General features: G+C 43.1%; 16 protein-coding genes and 1 tRNA gene. 5 read left to right on the top strand and 12 right to left on the bottom strand.

What is annotated here, in order from left to right; genetic code table 11:
• Positions 1-147: 147 nt before the first annotated feature.
• Positions 148-224: transfer RNA gene (locus G9Q97_RS14655), tRNA-Arg, on the bottom strand.
• A 287-nt stretch (positions 225-511) separates the two neighbouring features.
• Between G9Q97_RS14655 and G9Q97_RS14650 the strand changes: the two genes are divergently transcribed.
• Positions 512-1,246, top strand: a complete 735-nt coding sequence (locus tag G9Q97_RS14650; RefSeq protein WP_166148066.1) for a porin family protein — start codon at positions 512-514, stop codon at positions 1,244-1,246.
• A 52-nt stretch (positions 1,247-1,298) separates the two neighbouring features.
• Here G9Q97_RS14650 and G9Q97_RS14645 read toward each other — a convergent pair whose 3' ends face one another.
• The gene (locus G9Q97_RS14645; protein ID WP_317168763.1) at positions 1,299-1,922 is read right to left on the bottom strand and encodes a PA-phosphatase; all 624 of its coding nucleotides are present in this window, start codon (positions 1,920-1,922) and stop codon (positions 1,299-1,301) included.
• The gene (rpoN, locus tag G9Q97_RS14640) at positions 1,922-3,376 is read right to left on the bottom strand and encodes an RNA polymerase factor sigma-54 (RefSeq protein WP_166148064.1); all 1,455 of its coding nucleotides are present in this window, start codon (positions 3,374-3,376) and stop codon (positions 1,922-1,924) included. Before rpoN ends, G9Q97_RS14645 begins: the two co-directional genes overlap by 1 nt.
• Before the next feature lie 178 nt (positions 3,377-3,554).
• Between rpoN and asnS the strand changes: the two genes are divergently transcribed.
• Together asnS and G9Q97_RS14630 are read left to right on the top strand one after the other, a co-directional pair.
• Positions 3,555-5,006, top strand: coding sequence for an asparagine--tRNA ligase (gene asnS / locus G9Q97_RS14635; protein ID WP_166148062.1), 1,452 nt, complete (start codon positions 3,555-3,557; stop codon positions 5,004-5,006).
• A 237-nt stretch (positions 5,007-5,243) separates the two neighbouring features.
• Entirely contained in the window at positions 5,244-5,684 is a 441-nt protein-coding gene (locus G9Q97_RS14630) for a hypothetical protein (RefSeq protein ID WP_222851997.1), read from the top strand.
• A gap of 14 nt (positions 5,685-5,698) precedes the next feature.
• Here the strand turns inward: G9Q97_RS14630 and G9Q97_RS14625 are convergent, their stop codons facing one another.
• From G9Q97_RS14625 to G9Q97_RS14615, 3 genes are read right to left on the bottom strand one after another with little or no spacing between them, the layout of a single operon-like run.
• A complete protein-coding gene (locus tag G9Q97_RS14625; protein ID WP_166148058.1) occupies positions 5,699-7,189 on the bottom strand; it encodes a TolC family protein in 1,491 nt (496 codons plus the stop codon).
• Positions 7,182-8,495 carry an ABC transporter permease gene (locus G9Q97_RS14620; protein WP_166148056.1) on the bottom strand — a complete coding sequence of 438 codons (1,314 nt, stop codon included), beginning with the start codon at positions 8,493-8,495 and terminating at the stop codon, positions 7,182-7,184. The genes G9Q97_RS14625 and G9Q97_RS14620 overlap by 8 nt, the downstream gene beginning before the upstream one ends.
• A 43-nt stretch (positions 8,496-8,538) precedes the next feature.
• Positions 8,539-9,888, bottom strand: coding sequence for an efflux RND transporter periplasmic adaptor subunit (locus tag G9Q97_RS14615; protein WP_166148054.1), 1,350 nt, complete (start codon positions 9,886-9,888; stop codon positions 8,539-8,541).
• 444 nt (positions 9,889-10,332) lie between these two features.
• On the opposite strand from G9Q97_RS14615, the gene G9Q97_RS14610 reads away from it, so the two are divergent.
• Positions 10,333-11,100, top strand: coding sequence for a class I SAM-dependent methyltransferase (locus G9Q97_RS14610; RefSeq protein WP_166148109.1), 768 nt, complete (start codon positions 10,333-10,335; stop codon positions 11,098-11,100).
• A gap of 25 nt (positions 11,101-11,125) precedes the next feature.
• Here the strand turns inward: G9Q97_RS14610 and wecB are convergent, their stop codons facing one another.
• The 3 genes from wecB to G9Q97_RS14595 all read right to left on the bottom strand — a co-directional run bounded on the left by wecB (position 11,126) and on the right by G9Q97_RS14595 (position 14,533).
• Positions 11,126-12,220, bottom strand: coding sequence for a non-hydrolyzing UDP-N-acetylglucosamine 2-epimerase (gene wecB / locus G9Q97_RS14605; protein ID WP_166148052.1), 1,095 nt, complete (start codon positions 12,218-12,220; stop codon positions 11,126-11,128).
• An 87-nt stretch (positions 12,221-12,307) separates the two neighbouring features.
• Entirely contained in the window at positions 12,308-13,900 is a 1,593-nt protein-coding gene (locus G9Q97_RS14600) for an amidase (protein ID WP_246255680.1), read from the bottom strand.
• A gap of 12 nt (positions 13,901-13,912) precedes the next feature.
• Complete coding sequence (locus tag G9Q97_RS14595) at positions 13,913-14,533, bottom strand: class I SAM-dependent methyltransferase (protein ID WP_166148049.1); 621 nt, start codon at positions 14,531-14,533, stop codon at positions 13,913-13,915.
• 236 nt (positions 14,534-14,769) lie between these two features.
• Here G9Q97_RS14595 and G9Q97_RS14590 point away from each other — a divergent pair, with 236 nt between their 5' ends.
• Positions 14,770-15,303 (top strand): DinB family protein, encoded by a 534-nt coding sequence (locus G9Q97_RS14590; RefSeq protein ID WP_166148047.1) that lies wholly within the window; start codon positions 14,770-14,772, stop codon positions 15,301-15,303.
• On the opposite strand, the gene G9Q97_RS14585 is transcribed toward G9Q97_RS14590, so the two are convergent.
• From G9Q97_RS14585 to G9Q97_RS14575, 3 genes are all read right to left on the bottom strand, one after another.
• Positions 15,290-17,965, bottom strand: a complete 2,676-nt coding sequence (locus G9Q97_RS14585; protein ID WP_166148045.1) for a hypothetical protein — start codon at positions 17,963-17,965, stop codon at positions 15,290-15,292. The two genes, G9Q97_RS14590 and G9Q97_RS14585, sit on opposite strands and share 14 nt — an antisense overlap.
• A 118-nt stretch (positions 17,966-18,083) precedes the next feature.
• Positions 18,084-18,836 carry a peroxide stress protein YaaA gene (yaaA, locus tag G9Q97_RS14580; protein ID WP_166148107.1) on the bottom strand — a complete coding sequence of 251 codons (753 nt, stop codon included), beginning with the start codon at positions 18,834-18,836 and terminating at the stop codon, positions 18,084-18,086.
• 2 nt (positions 18,837-18,838) lie between these two features.
• Positions 18,839-23,971, bottom strand: coding sequence for a T9SS type B sorting domain-containing protein (locus G9Q97_RS14575; protein ID WP_166148043.1), 5,133 nt, complete (start codon positions 23,969-23,971; stop codon positions 18,839-18,841).
• Between the last annotated feature and the right edge of the window lie 78 nt (positions 23,972-24,049).

Raw genomic sequence — 24,049 nt, 5'->3', positions numbered from 1 at the left:
AAACCCTAATTCTCCATGTCAACCTATTCCCCCGTTTGGGATCACAAAGATGATATCTTTTTTCCATTTCACAATGGGAAAAATGTAATTTTTTTACTGGATTAAATCTTCAGAGAAAACCCTGAAAATAAAGAACTGTAAATCAAATGGTGACCTCGCCAGGATTCAAACCTGGAACCTCTTGAGCCGTAATCAAGTGCTCTATTCAGTTGAGCTACGAGGCCATTTCTTGTAAACGGAATGCAAAGGTAAAGAATATTGATTATATTACAAAGATCAAATTCAGGTAAAATCATCAGATCAGAAAAAGCCTTAGCTTAATTATTTAAGAATTATTAAGATGATTAACACACCAAATCAATCAATATTTCATAATTTAGCCGATCAATTGATCAAATAATCATTGTTTTCATGAAATCGACACGATTAAAATCATCATTAAACATACAGGGCAATGATGATTTTAATCGTTAAAGATTCCATGTGACCATCAAGAAACAATTATAAACACATGAAAAGACTTACCATAATATCCTTTATTTTACTATTCACTTTTCAACTGCAGGCTCAGGAGAAAGAAAGAACTCCTATAGGAGGGAGACCCAACATAAAAGGTGATTTGTTTTTGGATTTTGGGTTCAATATGCTGAATAACCGGCCCGATGAACTGAATACCAGGTTCATTGCTTCTCGGGTGGTAAACATATACTACCAAACTCAATTGCCAATTGGTGCAAATTCAGGATTCACATTTAATCCCGGAATAGGTTTTGGATTGGAAAAGCTGGCATTTCAGGACAACCTGACCCTTATCCCGGATCCCGCTAAAGGACCGAACTCCAGTCAGTTGGTTCCAATATCAGAGATCTATGGAGAAAATATCCGGGTAGAAACCAATACCATGGCCATCAATTACCTTGATATTCCAATTGAATTCAGGTATCATGCCAATAAAAGTGATTACAACAGTGGCTTCAGGGTAGCTATAGGTGGTAAATTTGGGTTTTTATACAATGCCCACTCCAAAATCGGGGTAACGGATAGTGAGGGCCTGAGCCAAAAAGTGAAAAATAGCCGGGAATACGGATTGAGTCCCATCAGATATGGTGCCTACACCAGACTGGGATTTCCCGGATTTAACCTTTGGGCTTATTATGGATTGAATGCTTTGTTTGAAGAAGAAAGTGGTCCTTTTGGTACAGAAGCTTCTCAATTTAATTTTGGTGTCTCTGTAGCTTTGTTTTAATGCTGAACGAAAATCTTTTAACAAAAGCAGGTTTGTCAAAACCTGCTTTTTTTTATGCCAGTAAAATAGAGTAATAAGCAAAAAAATTAATAGCAAAACCCAAACCAAAACCAGCATAGACTTCTCCTGGCTTATGTGCATTGAGGTATAACCTGGAAGTCCCCACCAGACCGCTGATGGAAATGATCATTAATAAATAATAAAACATCGGCGCCGAATAAAATTTCATGGACAAGACCGCCACTAAAGCTACCCAACCTCCCATGGCTGTCTGATGTGCACTGATTTTCCAAAAAACAGTGACCAAGGTCAAAGCCACCAGGCAAAAAGTGACCATACCCAGGGTCGTTATCAAAAGCTCATCAATATTAAGCTTCCAATAAAAGAATCCTGCAGTCATACAATAAAATATGGCCACAAGACCAAAAGGTACCAACCGCTCTTTTTGGTCTGAAAGATGAAAACTCTGTATGGTATCAGAAAACCTCATGCCCAATAAACCCAGAAGCGGCACCAGAAAAGTGGCAAAGCAAATAAGCAGTAAAATTGACCATTTGGCTGCATGAGGTACCACAGTTGCTTCAGGTACAATATAAAATAAAGTAACGACCATTAATGAGGGGATCAATAGAGGCTGAAAAACCACAGAAATCCCTATTGCCAATTTTCTATACACTATAACTCCTTTCTAAGCCTTGCAACGGGAATCTGCAATTGTTCCCTGTATTTGGCCACTGTTCGTCGGGCAATATTATAACCTTTTTGATTTAATAATTTAACCAGCTTGTCATCGGAAAGCGGTTTTCTTTTGTCCTCTTCTTCCACCATTTTATTGAGTACGCTCTTCACCTCCCGGTTACTGACGTCTTCTCCTCCGTCAGTTGCAATACCTTCCGAAAAGAAATACTTTAGTGGAAATACACCAAACTCTGTTTGTATGGACTTGCTGTTCGCTACCCTCGACACGGTGGATATATCCATATCAATTCGCTCAGCAATATCCTTTAAAATCATGGGGCGCAATTTGGTTTCATCTCCATCCACGAAAAATTCTTGCTGGTAATCCAAAATGGCTTGCATGGTTTTCATCAGGGTTTGTTGCCGCTGTTTGATGGCATCAATAAACCACTTGGCCGAATCCAGTTTCTGCTTCACAAAGCTGACGGTTTCCTTTAGCTTTTTATCTTTCTTATTACTTTTATCGTATGCGTTAAACATTTCTGAATAAGACCGGCTTACCTTCAATTCTGGTGCATTTTTGGAATTCAGGGTAATTTCTAACTTCCCATTGATATTGGTCAGTATAAAATCGGGAATCACATAATGATTCCGGACCATGCCGTCCGAGATCCCTCCGGGTTTGGGATTCAACCTGGTAATCAAATGAATGACCTCCTTGAGTTCTTCCTCGTCTATCCCTGCCTTTTTTAATATTTTATCGTAATGCTTTTTGGTAAACTCCTCAAAACAATGCTGTACAATAAAAACTGCCTTCTGGACCAAAGGTTCATGGGGATCTTCCCTGCGTTCCAATTGGATGATCAGGCATTCCTGCAAATTTCTGGCAGCAATACCAGGAGGTTCAAAACCCTGGATCTTAATCAGTATTTCTTCGATTTCATCCAGGTCTGTCTCCACATTCTGGCTGAAAGCCAGGTCATTGATAATGGCCTCAAGACTTCTCCTGATGTATCCATCATTCTCTATGCTTCCAATCAGCTGTTTACCGATAATGCGTTGCGTCTCATCTAATTTTAAAAAATTGAGCTGGGAAAGCAGTTGCTCATGAAGAGAAGAGTAGCTGGAAAGTGGCATATCCCGTTCTTCTTCATCATTGGAATAATTGCCATCTCCCTGCATCTTATACCCACCATACTCTTCATTCAGATACTCCTCAATATTTATGTCTTTATCCTCTTTTACCTCTGAATTCTCAGCGGAATCCTGAAAATCATCGGCCTGATCGTCGGAGTCTACTTCCTTTCCCTCTTCCAATGCTGGATTAATCTCTAATTCTTCTTCAATACGGGTTTCCAACTCAGCGGTGGGAACCTGAAGAAGTTTGATAAACTGTATCTGTTGGGGAGACAGTTTTTGAGATAGGATCTGACTTAAATTCAGTTTCTGCATATATTTGTTAACCTAATGTTGGTTTATATTTGAGCTTATTGTTTTGCCTCAAATTCCTTTGAATTCTCAAATTTAGGAAATAAGATCAAAATTTTGATAAAAAGCTTATTATATCGTTTTTTTGCATTCACTTTATAAGTATCCTTTTAGGTAGTTTATTTTAAAAGAAAAATCAGACATGGCATTTAACAAGCGGATCAAAATAAAATATTTGCTGGAAAGCGCTTCAGCAGGCGAAAAATCAACTATAATGGGATGGGTAAGGTCCAGAAGAAGCAACAAGCATGTAACTTTTATTGCCCTGAATGATGGTTCCTGCATACAAAATTACCAGGTGGTGGCGGATCCGGAAAAAATCAGTGAAGATATATTAAAAAAAGCAAACACAGGTGCCTGCATTAAAGTCAGTGGTTCCATTGTATCTTCCCAGGGATCAGGACAGCAAACTGAAATACAGGCCGATCAGATAGAAATTCTGGGAGAAGCAGACCCCGAGAAATTCCCCATTCAACCCAAAAAACATTCCCTGGAATTTCTGAGAGAAAATGCCCATTTGAGAGTAAGGACAAATACTTTTGGTGCCATATTCAGAATCAGGCACCACCTGGCCTTTGCCGTGCACCGTTATTTTCATGAAAAAGGATTCTTTTACATGCATACCCCAATCATCACCGCATCTGATGCCGAAGGGGCAGGAGAAACTTTTCAGGTAACCACCCTTGACCTTAAAAACCCTCCCAGGGATGAACACAATAACATCAATTTCGGGGAGGACTTTTTTGAAAGGGCAACAAATCTTACGGTCTCCGGACAACTTGAGGGCGAATTGGCCGCCCTGGCCCTTTCAGAGATTTACACCTTCGGCCCTACTTTCAGAGCCGAAAATTCCAATACTACCCGCCACCTGGCTGAATTCTGGATGATAGAACCGGAAATGGCTTTCTATGATGCTGAGGACAATCAGGATCTGGCTGAGGATTTCCTTCAATATATCATTCAATTTGCACTTGAAAATTGTAAAGATGACCTGGCTTTTCTTGACAACCGGGCTGCAGAAGAGGAAAAAGAGAAAAAAGCTGAATTGAGGAGCGAAATGGGTCTGTTGCAAAGACTGGAATTCGTGACCCAAAATGAATTTGTCAGAATCAGCTATACGGAAGCCTTTGAAATCCTTAAAAATTCCAAACCCAATAAAAAGAAGAAATTCTCCTTTCCCATAGTCGATTGGGGAACCGATCTTCAGTCCGAACACGAAAGGTATCTCGTGGAAAAACACTTTAAAAAGCCGGTCATCATTTCAGATTATCCTAAAGCCATAAAATCATTCTACATGAAACAGAATGAAGATGGGAAAACCGTTGCCGCTATGGACATACTTTTTCCAGGGATTGGTGAAATTGTAGGCGGCTCCCAAAGGGAAGAAAGACTTGACAAACTCACCGAAAGAATGGATGAACTTGGCATCAGTCAGGAAGAGTTGTGGTGGTACCTGGATACGCGCAGGTTCGGGACTACCCCCCATGCAGGATTTGGGCTGGGTTTTGAGCGCCTGGTACAGTTTGTTACAGGCATGGGAAATATAAGGGATGTGATTCCGTTCCCCAGGACACCAGGTAATGCGGAATTTTAATGCAAAACAGTCAACCCGATTAAATAAAAAACCATTCTCAAACTCTCCGGATATAACCATCCTCAGAAGAGCTACATCAGGAGTTGGGAAAGTAAGGGATAACATATTCTTTAAGCAGAAAATCCTTTCCCAAAAAAAGGCATGTCGCTTATGGGCCTTTGGTCCTATTTTTGAGTTTTTACGCTTTCATTAAGCATTATTTGGGTTTAATTCTTAAATTGAAGGGTGGAAAAATTTTTGAAATATCTTAAGACTGAAAGTATAGGCGGTCATATCATCAGGATTTCCCTGGCATGTCTGCTTTTATTTGGTGGGTTCACGAAGTTAAAATTAATCGGTGCTCTGGAATACAATCTTTTCTGGGCCATTTTACTGGCTGGAATTGAAACCTTTGCAGCTTTTGGCTTGCTGATACACTATAAAAGGCCCCTATTTGGATTGGCAGGAGGGATCCTGGCCATATTGTCGATCTTTATCAGAATAGTATTTTCCATCGGCTGGGTAAGGGATAACGTATTGCAGACAGACTCTTTTATTGTTGCTTTAAATTCCATTTTTGGAATATATAATAACGGACTTTTCCACATTAGCCTGCTGTTTGGGGCAGGAATCTACTGTCTGGGCAATTCCTATAAAGCCTACATCAAGGAAAGAATTACCCGGCCCTGGCCACATTAAACCTGATTTACAAATTACTCTTCCTGGAAACTCATCTCCGGTGTATACAGCAATTGCTGGTTCTCAAAATCATAGAGCGTAAGTCTCCTGAGTTCATAATAAGCTGTCCAGTAATCCCTTAAAGATTCAATATATTGCCTTCTGTTGATATCTTTGTCCTCCTGGGCAATGCCCAGGTCTGTAATGGATACATTCCCACTCTGATACCTGCGGAAGGAAATCTCGTACCTCTTTTCAGCTACTTCATCCGAGGCTTTGGTGATTTCCAGCCGGTCTTTTAACATGATAAAATTCCGAACCCTGGTGAAAATTTCCTGTTCAAAATTGATGATTTCCTGGTCAATTTCAAACTCTGTTAATTTTTGGTTGGATCTTGCAATACTCATCCTGGCCTTGTTTCTGCCCCAATCTAAAATGGGAACCTGAATACTTAGATTGACCAAAGCCTGGGTATTGGGGTTGTTGTATATTTCTCCCCACATCAAAGCGGCCTTATTATATCCATAACTGGCATTCAGGTTCATTTGAAACCGGTCACCTCGGGCCTGCGCCACCTCAGCCTGTGCCTCAAGGCGTTGTCTGTCAAACCCGATGGCGTCTGACCGATTTTGAAAAGCATACTCTATGGCATCCTCCACATTGACATCAAATTCGGGGATATCATCTGGAAGCGCCAGATTTAAGCTGACGGTTTCATTCAGTCCTATATAGGATTTTAGTCTTAGTGAACGAGCTTCCATATCCAATCTGGCCTGGGCCACCCCTTGTTTGGCTTTTAACACCTGCAATTCCACTTGCAATAGCTTGTCCTCATAGGTGGTTCCTATATTGTACCTGCCCCTTTCGATTTGAAGTATGGCTTCGGAATTGGCCAGGTTCTTGGTAGCAATATCCAGGTTGACCTGGGCCACTAAAAAATCAAAAAACATTTCAGCAACGAACTGGCTGATGTCCTCCATTTCCTCCACAAATTCCCTTTTACTTTCTTCAAAACGGATCGGCTCTATCTTCCTATCCCATTTGTAGGGATTATAGGCAAATATAGGTTGGTTCAACCGTATATTTACAGGTACCCCACTCCAACGGGTTTGATTGGAACCATCGGCTGCCAGGAAATTATCAAACCTATTGGTAGAACTGTTTACCGAAATGATTCCTCCTGTAGGGCTGATTACCTGCCTGAGGCCCAATTCCAGATCCACCAGGTTCTGTCTTACCTCTCTGAATTCGATCGTGCCATCAGGTTGGGTGACATTGTTAAATGCCTGAGAGTATTGCGGGAGTGTGCCTTCAAGACGCAGCTGGGGGTTAAAATTGGACTGATACAGCCGATAAAACCAGTAGCGGTTCTCCCTTCGGGTATCAGCCCGCAGAGCGGCAGGGGATTGGCCCTTCGCCCGTGCAATAATATCTTCAAGGGTATAGCTTACGGTCTCCTGACCTTGCACCGAAAAAATGGCCAGAAAAAATATCATGGCCAGAAATAGCGTAGCGGTTTTATTCATAGCGTAAAGATGTTATCGGATCCTGACTGGCGGCTCTTTTGGCTGGGGTGATACCAAAAACCAAACCTACTGTGGCTGCCACTCCAAAGGACAATACAATGGAACTCAGGGTAATTACAGTAGGGAAATCGGCAAAAGTAGAAACCAAATGGGCCAACACTATGCCCAAAATCACACCTATTAAGCCGCCGGAAACACTGATCATAATGGATTCAAATAGAAACTGATTCACAATATCGTTCTTTTTTGCTCCCAACGAAAGCCTTAGGCCGATTTCTTTTATTCTTTCCATCACAGAAGCCAGCATGATGTTCATGATGCCTATTCCCCCTACCAGTAAAGAAATGCCTGCGATGGCTCCTAAAACAATATTAAAGATATTTTGGGTGCGTTGTTGTTGCTTCAGCAATAATTCAGGAATGGTGATCTCAAAATCTACCACATTAAAATGTCTCCGCTCCAGCATCTTGGCCAAAACCTCTGCGGTGGGATTGAGCAGTTCACTTTCAGCAACCTGAACAACCATTTTGTCTATTTGGTGGTAATTTCTGGACCCGCCACTGTCATCATCATTCAGACGGGCTTCGGTTACCAGATCCCTGTTTTTATACCGGATCAACATGGTCTGAATAGGTATGTACACATCCATGTTAAAATCCCGGATCCCCAATTTGGAAATACTTGACTCCGAAACAATCCTCTCTTCCAGAATACCAACCACTTCCAACCATTGATTGCCACTTTTCAACATCTCCCCAATGGGGTTTTGATTGGGGAAAAACCTGGCCGCTACATTTCTTCCAATAATACAAACAGGGTCCCCTTTGATCAGATTCTTTTCGCTAAACATTTTCCCCTCCCTCAACTCAAAATCAAGGACTTCGAAATAGGCTGGATTCACACCGACCAATTTGGCGGACCTTCTGACCCCACTCTTGACAATATACGTATCCAATACTATTTCGGGACTGATTCTATTGACTCCGGGGATAACTTTACGAATTGCCTCCGCATCATCTAGCTTGAGCCCAGGGGAAAATTTACTTTTTTCCCTCTCCAGATTGCTGTTTTCATCTAATTTTTCCTCCGTCTGCTCGACCACGGGTTCGATCACGATGTTGTTCACACCCACAAGTTTGATCTGTTCCATGATCTCTTGCTGTGCCCCGGTGCCTATGGCCAGCATGGCAATCACGGCCGCAACACCAAAAATGATCCCCAAAGCCGTAAGCAATGAGCGTACCTTATTGGCCAAAACCGCTTCAAATGCGATGTAGAAGTTGGCCAACAGCCTTTCATTAAACATATTTTTCTAGAATTTTTGAATCCAGTCTTTTACAAACTGAAAATCAAGGCGTGGAATTCTTTGATACAGAACGAGAAGTAGAGGAAGAGGAAGAATTAGCCGCTGCTATCGGCTCTTCCTCCTCCTGACTATCCTGATTTCTTTTCCCATTTAACTCTTCCAATAAATTTACAGCGAGATTTTCTCCCCAATCAGGGGTATTTAAATAAACATAGTCCCCCTCATTTAATCCTTTTTCAATAACTACATCATTGGCGTTGGTTAATCCCAACAATACTTCCTGTTTAACCCCATTCCGTAGGTATACGTAATTGATACTGTCATTTTCAACATTGACGGCTTCCAAAGGCACATATATTACATCATTAAGTTGATCTGCTATAATGGCATTACTGGAGGTCATGGACGGCCTTAGCATGGGATCACTTTCATTTACTTCGATAATTACTTCAAAAACTTTGGCATCGGAGTTGGGTCTTTGCTGACCCACATTGGCAACCTTGGTCACTTCCCCTGTATATTTCTTATCAGGAAAAGCATCCATTCCCAATTCTACCCTTTGTCCGACTTTTACCCTTCTGATATCCACTTCATTTACATAGGTAATACTTTGCATGGTAGAAAGGTCTGGCAAAGTGGCCACTACAGGATTCCAGGTACTGATCTGAGATCCTTCTTTCACTTTACTTCCCCTGTAATCAACATAAATGACCATACCATCCTGTGGGGCCGTCACAACAAATTTATCCAATACCTCTACCATCTGGTCTACTTCCAGCTGATCCTCCCTTAATTTGGCGGCTATTTCCAGCATTCTGGCTTTTTCCTGCAGGGATTTAATCCTGTACCGTTCCCTTGCCTGATCCAACTCTCGTTTTGCTTTCTCTACATTGTACTCATTCTGCTTGATAATAGCAGGTGGCTCAAACTGGGATTGTTCCAGAATCAATTCCTGTTCCTGAACGATGTATTCCTGGTTGAGAATATTGTCTCTTTCCACCCGCAGGTTTAGGGAAGTATCCAATTGAATCTGCTCATATTGTGCTTTGGTTTGCTCCAGATCAAGCCTTCGGTCTTCCAATCGGCCAAAAAGTTCAGTTTTATCAATGGAGCAGATAAAATCTCCTTTTTTGACTACTGTACCTTCATCCACCATCTTGTCTATGGTAAAGTTTCCTATTCGAAATCTCCTGGCTTCTGCCGGGCCAAAAACCTGAACAGAGCGAAGTGCTTCCAATTCACCTGAAGTGGTGATCTCTACCCTAAACTCTCCCTTATTCACATTGGCCAGAATATTATTCTCTACTCCGGCACTTCCGGAGGCAAAGAAAAAATATAAAGCTCCGATTACGACCACACTACCAATCGCAACATATATTAGATTCTTTTTCATTATATATTAATTTAATTATACAAATATAAGCTTTTCATCACTGAAGAACCTTCCAATGAGCATTTTATATGGCCATTGAAATAAAAATGTAAGTAACGACCTATTTTATTCGTTTTTCATTTTTCCTGCATGGACATTAACAATAAATGAATTATAATAGTTATAGGTGCTTTTTAAAGGTTCCGGTTATATTTGCCTAATGAAGTCGAGCCTAACCCAAGGGACACCTAAAGCAATGATTATCCAAAATGCGAAACTTCCACTAAAAAAATCCCCGAAACAAGTTCGGTTCAGGCTTCCCCGCGCTTTGGTCCGGGACATGGTATGACCTAATAAAAACAAATTATTAACAGATGAAATCGAGCATGACGTAGCCGTCACACACTGGGATGACTAACAACCATGCGAGATTCCATGTGGCAACCTAGAGACGATTATAAACACATGAAATCATTGATCAGTTGGACCATCAGACATATCCCAAGAAAATACCTGCAGCTTTTCAGCCATGTATTCTTGAGAATGGCCGCTGTATTTTACAGGGGAAATAAAGTTCAATGCAATATCTGCGGCCTTGGTTTTCGCAAGTTCCTACCCTACGGGAGAGTAGCTCGTGAAAATGCACTTTGCCCCAATTGCCTGGGGCTGGAAAGACACCGGCTCATGTGGCTTTTCCTGACCGAAAAGACAGATTTTTTTCAAAAACAACTAAAGGTTCTGCACGTCGCACCAGAGTTATGCTTTTTAAACAGGTTCAAAAAACTTCCCAACCTGGAATACATTACAGGAGACCTGGAATCACCTTTGGCTCAGGTTAAAATGGATATTCATCAGATTCCATTTCCGGATAATACCTTTGACGTGCTTTTTTGTAACCATGTATTGGAACATGTCTCAGACGACCTGCAAGCCTGCAGGGAGATTAAGCGGGTATTAAAACCGGGAGGATGGGGTATTTTACAATCTCCGGTATACGATTTAGCACAAACCCTGGAGGATCCTACCATTACTGATCCATCCATTCGTGAAAAAGTATTTGGGCAAAGTGACCATGTAAGGAAATATGGACGGGATTATGCCCTTAGACTTAGTAAATCGGGACTAAACGTATCTGAAAATGCATTTGTGAAAACCCTGCATCAAGACCTCCTGAAAAAACATGCCCTCCCTGAAAACGAAATGATTTTCTATTGTCAGAAAGGGCAAGTTTGAGAGCTAAAATGTTTTTTTAAACTTTTTACAATTTTTCAAGTAAAATTTCAACAATTCTTTTTGCCGTCTGTCCATCCCATAAATGAGGAACATTACCGGTTTTCCAGTTGCCTGAAAATAATTTTTCCATAGCGGGTGGGATGGCTTTGGGATCGGTCCCCAACAGTTCATTTGTACCCTGGGTAATGGTTTCCGGCCTTTCGGTATTGTCCCTAAGTGTCATACAAGGTATCCCCAACACAGTAGTTTCTTCGGTTATGCCTCCAGAGTCAGTTACTACTGCCTTTGATCTTTCAACCAGGTAATTAAATTCAAGATATCCCAAAGGATCGATCATATGTAACCTTTCATGACTGATACCTATCTGTTCCAGCATCTTCTTTGTCCGGGGATGAACTGGAAATACCAGTGGTAAATCCAGGGTATGGTCAACAATTTTCTGAATCAAATCCTTTAGCTTTTCTTCCTGATCCACATTGGCCGGTCGGTGCAATGTCATGACCAGGTATTTGCCATCTTCAAGGCCCAATTCACTCCAGACTTCTGGTTGTTGAAATCTTGGCCGGTGCTTCAGCAGCGTATCTATCATGGTATTTCCGACATAGAAAATCCTTTCTTCGCCTATTCCCGCATCCCTGAGATTCTGGTTGGCCACTTCAGAGGTAGTGAAAAAATAATTGGTAATGCTATCGGTTACCATCCTGTTAATCTCTTCAGGCATGGACCAGTCACCGGACCGGATGCCAGCTTCAACATGAGCAACCTTTACGTGCAGCTTTTGGGCAGTAATGGCACAGGCCATGGTGGATGTTACATCCCCTACTACAAGACAAAGGTCAGGCTTGCCGGATTCCATCAGCAACTTTTCATAGCCAATCATAATGGCTGCTGTTTGCTCCGCCTGGGTTCCTCCACCAGCACCCAGGTTTACGTCTGGTTCAGGTATTCCCAGTTGTTCGAAAAAGCTGCCGGACATGTTCTTATCATAATGTTGCCCGGTATGGATCAGCCGAAAAGTTATCGCTTTTCCTTCTCCCGAAGCTGCTTTAATGGCATCAATGATGGGAGAAATTTTCATAAAATTGGGCCTTGCCCCTGCAATCAAATCTACATGTACCATATATCAAAAGTTATTTTCCTCAAGTTTACCAAATAAATTCGAAAAATTAAGAGAAGTACACGTGAAATATTCCGATGAAAGACCATTTCAATGGGTCCCGCTAATAAATTTGGGAGGTTTACGGTGATGGGTACCCTGTTCATAGGCATAAGCTATTTCCAGCAATGTCGGCTCAGACCAGGCTGTGCCAAATACGGAAATCCCCACAGGTAAGCCTCCCACAAATCCCATGGGAAGGGTAATGTTGGGATAACCCGCATGGGCGGCCGGAGAGGAACTTCCCAGTTGAAAGCTATCACCGTTTACCAGGTCGGTTTTCCAGGCCGGGCTTCCCGTAGGTGCAATAATGGCATCCAGTCCCTGGGCTTGAAGTACCTTGTCTATCCCTTCCTCCCTGCTCATCCGATTCAATGAACTGAGGGCATCCAAATAAGCCTGGTCGGTCAGATCCCCCTTTTCCTGCGCCTGCTCCAGGTAAACCTGATTGTAATTTTCCAGAGCAATGCTGTCTTCCTTATTGAAGCTTATCAAATCTTCCAGGCTCCTTATAGGAGCTTTGGGTCCCAAACCAGCAAAATACCGGTTTAAACCATCCTTGTATTCATACAGCATCACCTCAAAGGAATGTGAACCTGTCCCTGAAGGTTCAACCTGCTCTATAGGAACGATGGTAGCTCCCAGACTTTCCATTTGAGCTACGGCCCTTTCCATAAGCTGATCCACCTTAAAATTTCTGCCTGAAGGTCCTTTAAACCAACCAATTCTTTTTCCTTTTAACCCATCTTCCTTCAGAAATGGCAGGTAATCGCTTTGGTAATTTCCTGCGCTGGCCAGGGTTTTTTCATCTTCAGGATCTACTCCTACCAGACACCCCAGGGCTATAGCTGCATCCCTGACTGTTCTGGCCATTGGACCAGGGGTATCCTGGGTAAAAGAAATAGGTATCACCCCTGAACGGCTCACCAATCCAACAGTAGGTTTGATACCAACAATCCCACTGGCGTGGGAAGGGCAGACGATGGATCCATTCGTTTCGGTTCCTATCGCCAGAACCGATAAATTAGCCGAAACGCTCACTGCTGATCCGGAACTTGACCCGCAAGGGTTCCTATCCAGGTAGTACGGGTTTTTGGTTTGACCCCCAATCCCGCTCCAACCACTGCTGGAAAGTTCCCCCCTGAAATTGGCCCATTCACTCAGATTGGCCTTCCCTAAAATTACTGCTCCAGATTCCCGTAGCTTCCTGGCTACAAAACTATCTTTCAGGGGCATAGAGCCTGCCAATGCCCTGGAGCCTGCGGTAGTGGCCATTTTGTCGTGGGTATCCAGATTATCTTTAAGCAATACAGGTATCCCAAATAAAATCCCTGTAACATTGCCTTCAATGCGTAATTGATCCAGTGAATCAGCTATAGCCAGTGCATCAGGATTAACCTGCAATACCGATTGTAATTCCGGGCCTGCCTGGTCGATCTCGGCAATGCGTTTGAGGTAAGCCTCCACCACTTCCCTGACTGAAAGGGATCCGTCTTCATAACCTTGACGGAAGTCCTCAATCGTCCATTCTTCATAGGGAAAATCCGTTTCTCCATTTTCATATCCATGCTGCCCCGTGCAAGAATAAAAAACCAGTAGAAATAAGAAATAAAGCAATTTAATTCGCCTGTAAAGTAAATTCATACCATTCATTTATTAATTGGTCTTTTTCTTTCTTCCAAATGCCCTGATCAAAGCTGCCTTCCCTACATGAAACTCTCCCTCTTTCAGTTCTTCCTGAACTTCTTCCAGCAATTCCCAGTGAAAATCTGGGAAATCATTTCGAATATCTTCCAGTGAAAAAAGCATTCCTTCATTTTTTGGCCCTCCGGCCTTCGGATTTTCCGTATTGAACTGAAGATGGGCCTTGCTGAAGCCCTCCAAAATTAAATATCCTCCCGGTTTTAGGAAATCACTAAGTTTTTGATGATAAACCCTGCGATTTGTTTCCGGAAAATGAGCGAATATCAGGCCCAGGGCATCAAAGGTTTCAGGTTCGTAGTGGATTTCTTCCATGGCACCCAGCTGATAGGAAATATGTACCTTTTCTTTATCTGCTAGCTTTTCTGCCTTTTTTAATCCTTCCTCACTCCAATCAAAAGCCTGCACCTCCCAGCCGGATTTGGCTGCAAAGACGGCATTCCTGCCCTCACCTTCCGCCGGTAATAATATTTTTCCCGGTTTCAGCCCAGCCAGCTTTGATGCCAAAAATGCGTTAGGAGTTTCTCCATAGACATATTTTTCAGCTTTATACCTTTCGTCCCAAAATGTTTTCATGATCTCCAATTATTAAATGTAAGCTTAAATTGCTATTTTCAATTAATTTATTATCCAAAATCCGCAAACCTGTCAGGTTTATATTGATATTCATCCAACAGCAAACTTTGAGTGGATGAAACCTGACAGGTTTTTACCCCGATTAATCAGTTGATTAAAGTGTTATGTTGCGGATTTAAAGTATTACTTAAATAACCAATGTTAAAACAAATGGTGTGCAATAATCAAATATAATCATGAAAGTTAAAGTGACCTTTATCCTATTCCTGATGAATGCTTTGGTTTTTATGAGCATTGGACAGGAAGATCCATTTCTTAGGGATTTTTTGGAAAGATGGGAGAATTCCAAAAAATATTTTCTTGCCGTGGCAGAAGCCATGCCTGAAGATAAATACCATGAAAAAGTCTATGAAGAAGGGATGAATTTTGCGGAACAATTAATGCATGTGGCTCTGATTATTGACTGGCATGCCTTTAGCAAATTTGATGGCCGGGAAGCTGGCATTCGGTGGGAAGAATTTAAACCCGAAGGAAAAACCAAGCAACAAATGATTCGGATAGCCGAAAAGGAATTCGATCGTGCAAAACGATTGATAGCTACTTTCGATCCCGAAAGACTAAATGAAAAAGGAAGCTATGCCGATTTTACGCGCACCAGAAGACAATTCCTCCTGTTGTTGGCAGACCATGTAAGCCACCATAGGGGCCAGATGATCGTCTACCTCAGACTCCAAAAAATAGTGCCACCCAATTATATCAATTACCAATAACCGTAATGGATCTTTTCTCGGTTTTATCCAAACCCAAAACCTCACTCCTGTATTTAACAACCATCGGATAACTACCTGAAATAGCTTGTTTCCCGTCTACCATTCCATCCCAAAGACAAACCGAAAGAGATCCACCTTCATTCTGGCTTTCACAGTGATAAACCAAAGCTCCATTTCTGTTGTAAATAAATATTTCTACCCAATCTATATCTTCATCAACAAATATTTTAAAATCCCTTTGAGGATCTCCCGGGATAAGGGCATTGGGGTACCTTACCAATACCTCGCATCCCTCCTCCACCACAAAGGACCCTACCTGCTCGCAGCCATTATCGTCAATGACCGTAAGTTCATAAGTTCCGGGCGAAGTGGGTCTGTAACTAGGGGTATCACTGACCATTGTTCCCTCCAAAGACCAGGAATAAGATGCAAACTCTCCCGGTGATATGGTAGGACTAATATTTTCGGCACTACACAAAACATAACTGTCTGCCAAATCAAGGGCTTGCGCCTCAAATTGGGCAACTTCGTATACCGCACTTTCCAACCTGCAGTTTATATCATTTCTCAAAACAACCTCGTAAACGCCGGGTTCTTCGACTTCAATTTCCATTTGACCATCCAGTTCAAAAAGCCAGGTATTACCCAACTCAGGATCAATCTTATACCATTCCACCTTGTTGTCCGGATTTCCGGAAACGACGGCCTGCAACCGGGTAAAAGAATCACCACTGCACAAGGGGGATCCCTCAATATAAACCGAGCCCTCATTGGCCTGAATACTCACTTCAAATGAAATAGGGTTCACGGGGCAACTGCTGCTCGACCGAGGTTGAACCTCCAACAAAAATGTACCAGTAGTAGGGGGGAAAAACTCCAATTCTCTGCCCAATATGGTTCGATCTGCTGACATCCACCGAATAATCACGTCTCCGGGATTATTATCAAACAATTCTGCAGTAAAAATCTGATTTCCAAAACAATCAATAACACGCTGGCTGTAATCGTATTCCAGTGGTTCATTAACAACGACTTCCAGGCTCCTTGTCCTGGGGCATAAAGGGGAATTGGGATCTGCCGGAATGCCAGTAAGCCTGTAGCTTCCAGTTTGATCAATGGCGAAACTCCCATTACCTTCCCGACTGACTTCATTGCCGGCCGGATCAATTAAAGTAAAGCTAAGGTCCTGTCCTGTTTGTGGCACAAGCTCATACCGCTCACAGACTGTAAGCGTGGAAGGGACAGAAAAACTGACCTGATTGGGCCCCTCCACTTCATAAACTTGCGATTTTGTGCTGCTACAGGCATCGTTATCACTTACTTCTACCCGGTAATTCCCTTTAGGCACCTCTACCTCAATTTGTGTTTGATTTTGAAAATCATCCTGAAAGATGTCTCCGTTCTCTGAGGAAATCCGGTAGGAGCCTGAAACCGAAAGGCCTTTAAAATCCAAAAGAAGCAGGCCTCTTCCTGCACCGGAAGTAGTACAACTGGAGGGAGATGAACTCACCTCAAAATCTATACCTTCATCAGGGTTTTCATTTTCTATGCTTATGGACTTGCTTATTGTACAAGTACCAACGGTTGCAGTGACGGTATAGACTTTGGGATCAAGGTCTGTGATGGTCCGTTTTCCATTTTCAGAAATTTGATTGATGGTTTCAGGCTGCCCTCCAGAAATGGTAATCGATGAAATGGCAGTATTGGCGGTAATCTCAAAAACGCCATTCCCTATGGCACAGCTTTCAGCATCGCTTATTTTACTTAATGTAAAATCCGGGGCGGGCCTTATTTCAAGGGGAAAAGATTTCTCCACATTGCAACCTGGCCGCTCAGGATCTTCCACGCTGAAAAAAATCGTGTATTTACCCAATCCCTCCAGATTATCAGTATTCAGATTTAACTCGTAGGCATTTTCAATAAAAGTTCTTCCCTCCTGACCATCTTTACTGTAAGCCCAGGAAGCCAGATAAGGTGCATCAGGACGAAAGCTAACAGTACTGCCCAAACAGGCCACCTGAGCCGATGAAACCACATTTACCGCTATGGAAGGACCGACAAAGGTAGTCGCCACAGCTTCGCAAGCTATCGAACTCACTTTGGCGTAATACCTTCCTGGTTCGGTAGCGATATAAGTATTTCCTGTGCCCAAAACAGTATTTGCAGGATTCAGCCACTCAATGGTGTATCTGGAAAAATTTGGATCACTGGGATCCAATGCCTGAAGCGTAACCGGATCACTACCACAAAAAACTACATCAGTAGGCAATACAAAGGAGGGCCCTCTTTCCACACTTACAGAAAGGGTTTCCTGGTAATAGTTTTGATTATCTCCCCGGATCACTCGCAGGCTTACTTCAAAAACCCCGGTGGAGGTAAATGGAAAGGAAATTTCCTGAGCCTGAGCCCCTCCTGACTCGTAGAAAACTTCAAACCCCGACGCATCCTGTATACTCCATATATACCGGTCTGTGGCCGGATCACCGCCAGCAGAGAAGTCCCCGTAGGCAAAAGCACCATTCAGGCAGACCCCTTCAGGACCTTGCAGGTTTGGTTCTAAACGCAAAGATGCCGGTATTTTCATGGAGGTAATACCAATGGTAAAAAGCAGTACCATGGATACAGCAAATAAAGCAGTTGCAAACTTTTTTGGCACCGACATATTTGGCAAAATTTATAAATCAGGTAAAATTAATCAGACCAGGGAATTGGATAACATATATGGTACCAGTTTTTTGCTTCCCTGAATTTATTGCCTTTTCCAATAGCTAATTCTTCAATTAGCGAACAAAAACCCACTCGTCAGTTCCACTTTTATTCGCAGCAAATTCGTATCCCTCCTGATGAAATGTTTTCAATTCTTCCGGATTTTCGATTTTATTTTTGATGATAAAATCAGTCATCATCCCTCTGGCCTGCTTGGAAAAAATGCCTATATTTTTGTAATCCCCATTCTTAAATTCTTTAAACACAATTTCAATTACTCTGGTCTTCAGTGCTTTCCTGTTCACTGATTTGAAATATTCCTTTGAGGCCAGATTAATAATCGGCGCTCCAGCTGCTGCTTCATTTAAAGCGGCGGTTATTTTATTTCCCCAAAAACCATACAAATCCTTTCCTTTTTTATTCTTTAGTTTTGTTTTCATTTCCAGGCGGTATGGTTGAATAAGATCCATAGGCCGTAGTAATCCATAAAGTCCGGATAATATCCTGAGGTGCTCCTGGGCAAAGGCAAATTCATCTTCCGAAAAAGCATCCACATCTATATGGGTGTAAACATCTCCTTTAAATGCCAAAAGAGCTTGTTTGGAATTTTCAATGGTAAATTCATCCCCAAATTGCTGATACCGTTCTTCATTCAGCCTGGCAATATTATCACTCACATGCATGAGTTCACGTATCGCTTTACTTGATTTTTTTTTCAAAATCCCAACCAGTTCTTTGGTTTCCTTTTGAAATGCTGGTTGGGATGTCAATCCTATTTCTGTGGTACTGTAATCCAGTGTTTTTGCGGGTGAAATCAATACTATCATCATCAATCTATTACTACAATGGCTTCTCTTAAGGTTCTTTCAATCATTTGTTCTTCGTTGGTAAACTTCACAACCACAGGATATGTTCCCACTGGTACTTTTTTTCCATTAACTATTCCATCCCAACTGCATACGGATACGTTTTCAGCTACATTGGTCTCTTCACAAAAATAAACCAATTCTCCCCAGCGGTTGTAGATATAAACTACCAATGTGTCTATCTCTCCCTGGGTATAAATTACGAAATTCCTGTTTGGATCGTCCGGTCTGAGGGCATTGGGAAACCTAACGTCGATATCACAAATTTCTTCTATAGTAAAATTTATGGTAAAATCACAGCCTGCTTCATCCATAACCCTCAACTCGTAGGAACCGGCCAATTCAGGAACAAATACCGGTTCTTCGCTAACCAGCACCTCATCCCTGTACCATTCATAAGATGCCCAGGTCCCCACATCCAGGGTAACCAAATCCCCAGTTGAATTGCATATTTCATAATTATCCAACAGTACAGGGGGCATGGCATCGGAAAAAATAATTTCTATGGATTCCGATCCAAGCAGACATCCTGTTGAACTAAGCAAACGAATCTCGTAAGTACCCGGATTTTCCACTACCAAAACAGAGTCCGATTCTCCCACAATCCGTGTGCTGCCGGCTCCGACCTGATAATACCACTCAATCTGCTCAACCTGAGAAAAATCCGCTTCCGCAATGATTTCGGTGCTCAAGACACCCCCACATAAACCCGGACTACTCAAAACTACCTCAGCCTCATTTCCGGTGCCAATGGAATATATTTCCGGATCAGGAACTGCACAGCCTCCCAAATCTGTGACTTCCACCAGGTATTCCCCCTGAGGCAAATCCACCCGAATACTGTCTTCACCTGCAAAAGTCGTTTCAAATGCTTCTCCTGTTGTCAGGTTTTGAATGCGATAGCTGCCAGAGGCTGGCCCATTGTTAAAGAAAATGGATACCGCACCCTCCTGTACACCATTTGCCGTACAGGATTCAGGAGCAACTTCAACATCATAAACTGTATCTGAAGGAGGGCTGGCATTTTCGATTACCGCCACCTGGGAACCAGAACAACCGCCTGAATAAGCCGTAAAAGTATAAGTACCCGGTGCAAGAGCAGTGAACTCAATTTCTTCACCCGCCAGAAGGTTCAGGAAAATTTCATCTGTATCCTCAGACACCAAACTGTCCAAAGGAGTACCCGCTTCCAAAAGAATGCTACCGTCCCCTATATCACAACTTTGAGCAGGACTTATAGCTTCAATTGCAAATTCGGGAATGGGGTTAACCAACAAACTGGCTGTTCTCTCCACCGTACAGGTGCTGTCTTGCGGGTCCCGGGCCTGGAACAAGAGATCAAATGATCCTGGCCCCTCCAGATCCCCGGTATTGATTTCCAGCTCCTGAGTATCTCCCAACACTTCATAATCGCCCCCTCCCGAAGGCCTTATGGACCATAGTCCGGAAACAGGCGTGTCCGGATTGAAGGTAACATTCTCTCCATAACAAACCTCTTCTGCAGACTGCTCCAATTCAAATTCAAAGGGAGGACCAACGAAAACCGATTGGGTAACCGGGCAGGTTTCAAATACCTCTTCATCCGCACCAGCCGGCAGGGCATAAGATACCGTTACGGTGTAAATACTTTCTTCTGTCACTTCCAGTTCATTGGAATTTCCAATGACTTCCCCTGCTGCATTCTCCCAGATAAATTCATATTCAGACAAGCGTGGATCTTCCGGATCCACAGCCACCAAATTCTTTGTGTCACCACAAAGGGACACTTCATCAGGAAGGATGATTTCAGGGGAAGCCAGCACTTCCACCTCCATGGAAAAAACTTCTTCCCATGGGGTTCCGCAGCGATCTACTTCCAACTGAACGGTAAATACACCCACCGTATCGAATGCATACTCCAGGTCCTGAAACTCCTCTCCTCCATTTAGGAATTCATCCACCACTTCTCCATCCTCGTTGAAAATTGTCCAGTTATAAGTGTCTATATCCGGTTCTCCTCCCCCTTCAAACAATCCAACAGCCCCTTCTTCATCACTTAAACAAAGTCTGTCAGGACCATTCAGACTGGGGTCGGGAATATTGCTGCCTGAATTTTGGACAAAAGAAGGCAGCCCCAGGTTGGTAGTTCCGGGCATGGCATCCACCGCATTCTGGTTAAAGGTAGAAGGGTTACAGCCGGACCCTATTTGTATTTGTCCTATCTGGTTTGAACCTACTACTGCCACATATATCTGACCGTCAGGACCAATTTGAACCGCTCCTAAATCCAGACCACCTGTGCCTGACACAGTAGCTCTGCTTTCAATAATACAGCTCTCAATGGCATCCTGATCCGTTGCATTCACAAAGCATTCCGAGCAGGCAGAAGTGTCCGGGCTATCCGGATCATCTTCATCTCCTGCCTCTGTTTCCTGGATGTAAAATTCCTCCACTCCCGGGCCACCATTTCTGTAAGAAACGAATATCCTGCTTGCATCCGAGGAAAACTCCAATCCATAGATATCTCCATCACTACCCAAATCCAGGCTTGCATATATTTCCAATTCACCTGTACCTTGATCAAAATCGAAAATATCCACCTTATTGGTGCCTCCTTCTGAATAGGCAACAGCCAGTTTGGAGCCATCACCGGATAGTTTCATCGTCCCGATGCCGTCCCCAAAATCATGGTTGCCGCCAATAGAATTAAAAACAGGCTGACCAATCCCTTCACTGGAAACGGGATACATCCTAAAGGTATCATTGCCCTTTTCGTGAAATACTACCCATGTAGTATCGCCGGAATTAAAGGCCGTGGCATGCTCAGTACTCGGACTGAACAAAAAATTATCTTTGGTGACCACATTGCCTATACCGTCAGGATTATCCCCTTTGATATCTACCAGGGAATACTTTACCTCATTTTCACCACCCGCACCCTGTTGGGTAGTAAATAGGTAATATAAAGTTTCATCTGAAGCTACTGGAATTGCAAGCACACTACCAGTAGAGAGGTTATCCCCTCCTATATCCTCTCCGTTTTGCATGGGGTTGCCATTCAGGTCCCATACGGTTTGGCCATCGGTATAAAAAAGCACCTGACCAGCCTGGTCTGAAACGGTGGTGACTCCTGCAGGAATATTTTGGGGATGAGGGTTTTCTATTGGCCTGGGTGTTGGGGCATCCGGGTCGTCAGGATCAGGATTGAAATCCAGGCCTGCACCATCTCCAAAGTACCAGATATTGTTAGATTGGTCTTCCACATCCCACATTTTCACCCGGATGCTGGCATAGGCGTAACAACTGGATCCCTGCTCCCGTACAAGCACCCAATAAAATCCGGGTCTGCAAATTTCATTTGGTGCTTCTGGCCCCCAACCTTCTTCCCGCTTATTCGACCAAAAGTATTCATAGTTTTGTTGTTGTTGGCCCTGGCCTCCTCCGGGTTGTTGTCCTATCCCGGGTATACCTCCTATACCTCCACCCCCACCTGGTTGTCCGCCTGGCTGTCCGCCACCCTGACCACCACCTTCTTCACCACTCTGGGCCTCCACCAATGGCATCAGATCCAGACAGGAAGGGTCACAAAGGGTGGTATCGGCAGGATTAAACTGAACAGTAAGGTTATTTTCAGTAAATGTTATGTTTTTGGTTACATTACTGGTTTCGCCATTGGCATAGGTAACAGTTAGATTTACAGTGACTTGTTGTTCGGAGGTAGCGTCCCTGGGCAGAAGAAGGTGTTCCGCATTCAGATCCATTTCAATTTCTTCGCCTTCTTCATCTGTAAGTGGAGGCAAGATCTCCCACTCGAAACTTACCGGTTGGTAGTTCAATGGACTAACCATACTGGTAAGCTGAAGGGGATTGTTCATACAGGGCATTTCGGGTTGCCAGGTAAAATCTGCCATAGGGTTTACATCTGCGGTAGGTGCAAATTGGGGGAAAACCGTACCACAAAAGTCTGTACCATTAAAGGGTAATTCCTCTATATCCACTCCTGCCAGAATCCATTCGTCAGGATTGGTCACCCTCCCTACGTATTGAGGCCCTCCCTCAACTTCTTCATAGATGTAATACAGCTGATCATCTGGCCCGTATTTGAGGTCGTAAATGCGATGAATCTCATTGGTCAGGGGTAGCGTGACCGGCCCGGTGTCAGGAATTTCGGCTGGGTCTAATTCAGGATCAATCTCCTCTTCACTGATAAAAATCCGGAACAACTCATCTCCCCGGGAGTAATACAAAAAATCTCCCTCCGGAGAAACAGAAACCCCTCCTATCGAATCAGCTCCTCCCGTACCTTCAATGGGTTCCGGAGTTCCAAATATCCCTGAATCCGGATCAAAAGGAACAGCCAGAATATCCTCACCCGTCCCTTCTGGTATCAGGTAAAGGGTCTCAGACGCTTCATCAAAAAATATGGATGCAGGATCTGCATCCAATGGCAAAGATGCTGTTTCTGTAAACTCACCCTGCAAGTCTTCCAACCTACGGGAAATCAAATTTCCCTCCTCAACGCTCAATAAATAATTTGGGGAACTTCCCGATTTGACTACCAAAATGGCTCCTGTAGCATTGCCAATGGTGCCACCCGCAGAAACTGTCCCTGCAGGAGGCTGATTCGAAGGGGCACCCCCCTGTTCGTTCATGTCAACCAAACTGTACTCCAGCTGCCCTGCCGGACTGATATAAAAAATATAAAATTCCTTTGCTCCTCCGGGGTTTGGATCAAAATCCAAAGAGGCTATGGCTACTGACTGTCGCTCAGTTTCCATTCCCCCTAACTCACCCACTACTCCCTGCATGGCATCATTGAGGTAATTGTATACCAGTGCGCCGTCTGTGTAGAAAAGAATTTCTCCAGTGATGGGGTCAATGGCCATGGCAGCGTTATTCTTGCCCAGGGTAATATTTCCGGGAAGGGTGGCAACCTGAGCCCTCCCATCTTTTCCAAAAGAAATGTAATTGTTTTCTCCCCCTTCACAATATCCAAATATCCACTCATTGTCATTAAAACCCTGAGTATAACCCATCAAGGGGACATTCAGACCAATAAATAAAAATATTGCTTTAAAAATAAAATCAAATATGGTGTTAAAATAGTTAGATTTCATAATTTACACGCTGCTTTACATACCCAAGGAAGCAGCAAAACGTTTATAAACTGTTTGGTATTCAATAAACGAATAAAT

The sequence above is a fragment of the Cyclobacterium plantarum genome, from assembly GCF_011290685.1.
Taxonomy (GTDB): Bacteria; Bacteroidota; Bacteroidia; order Cytophagales; family Cyclobacteriaceae; genus Cyclobacterium; species Cyclobacterium plantarum.
Note: the sequence above shows the minus strand (reverse complement) of the source record. Positions and strands in the feature narration are given on the sequence as shown.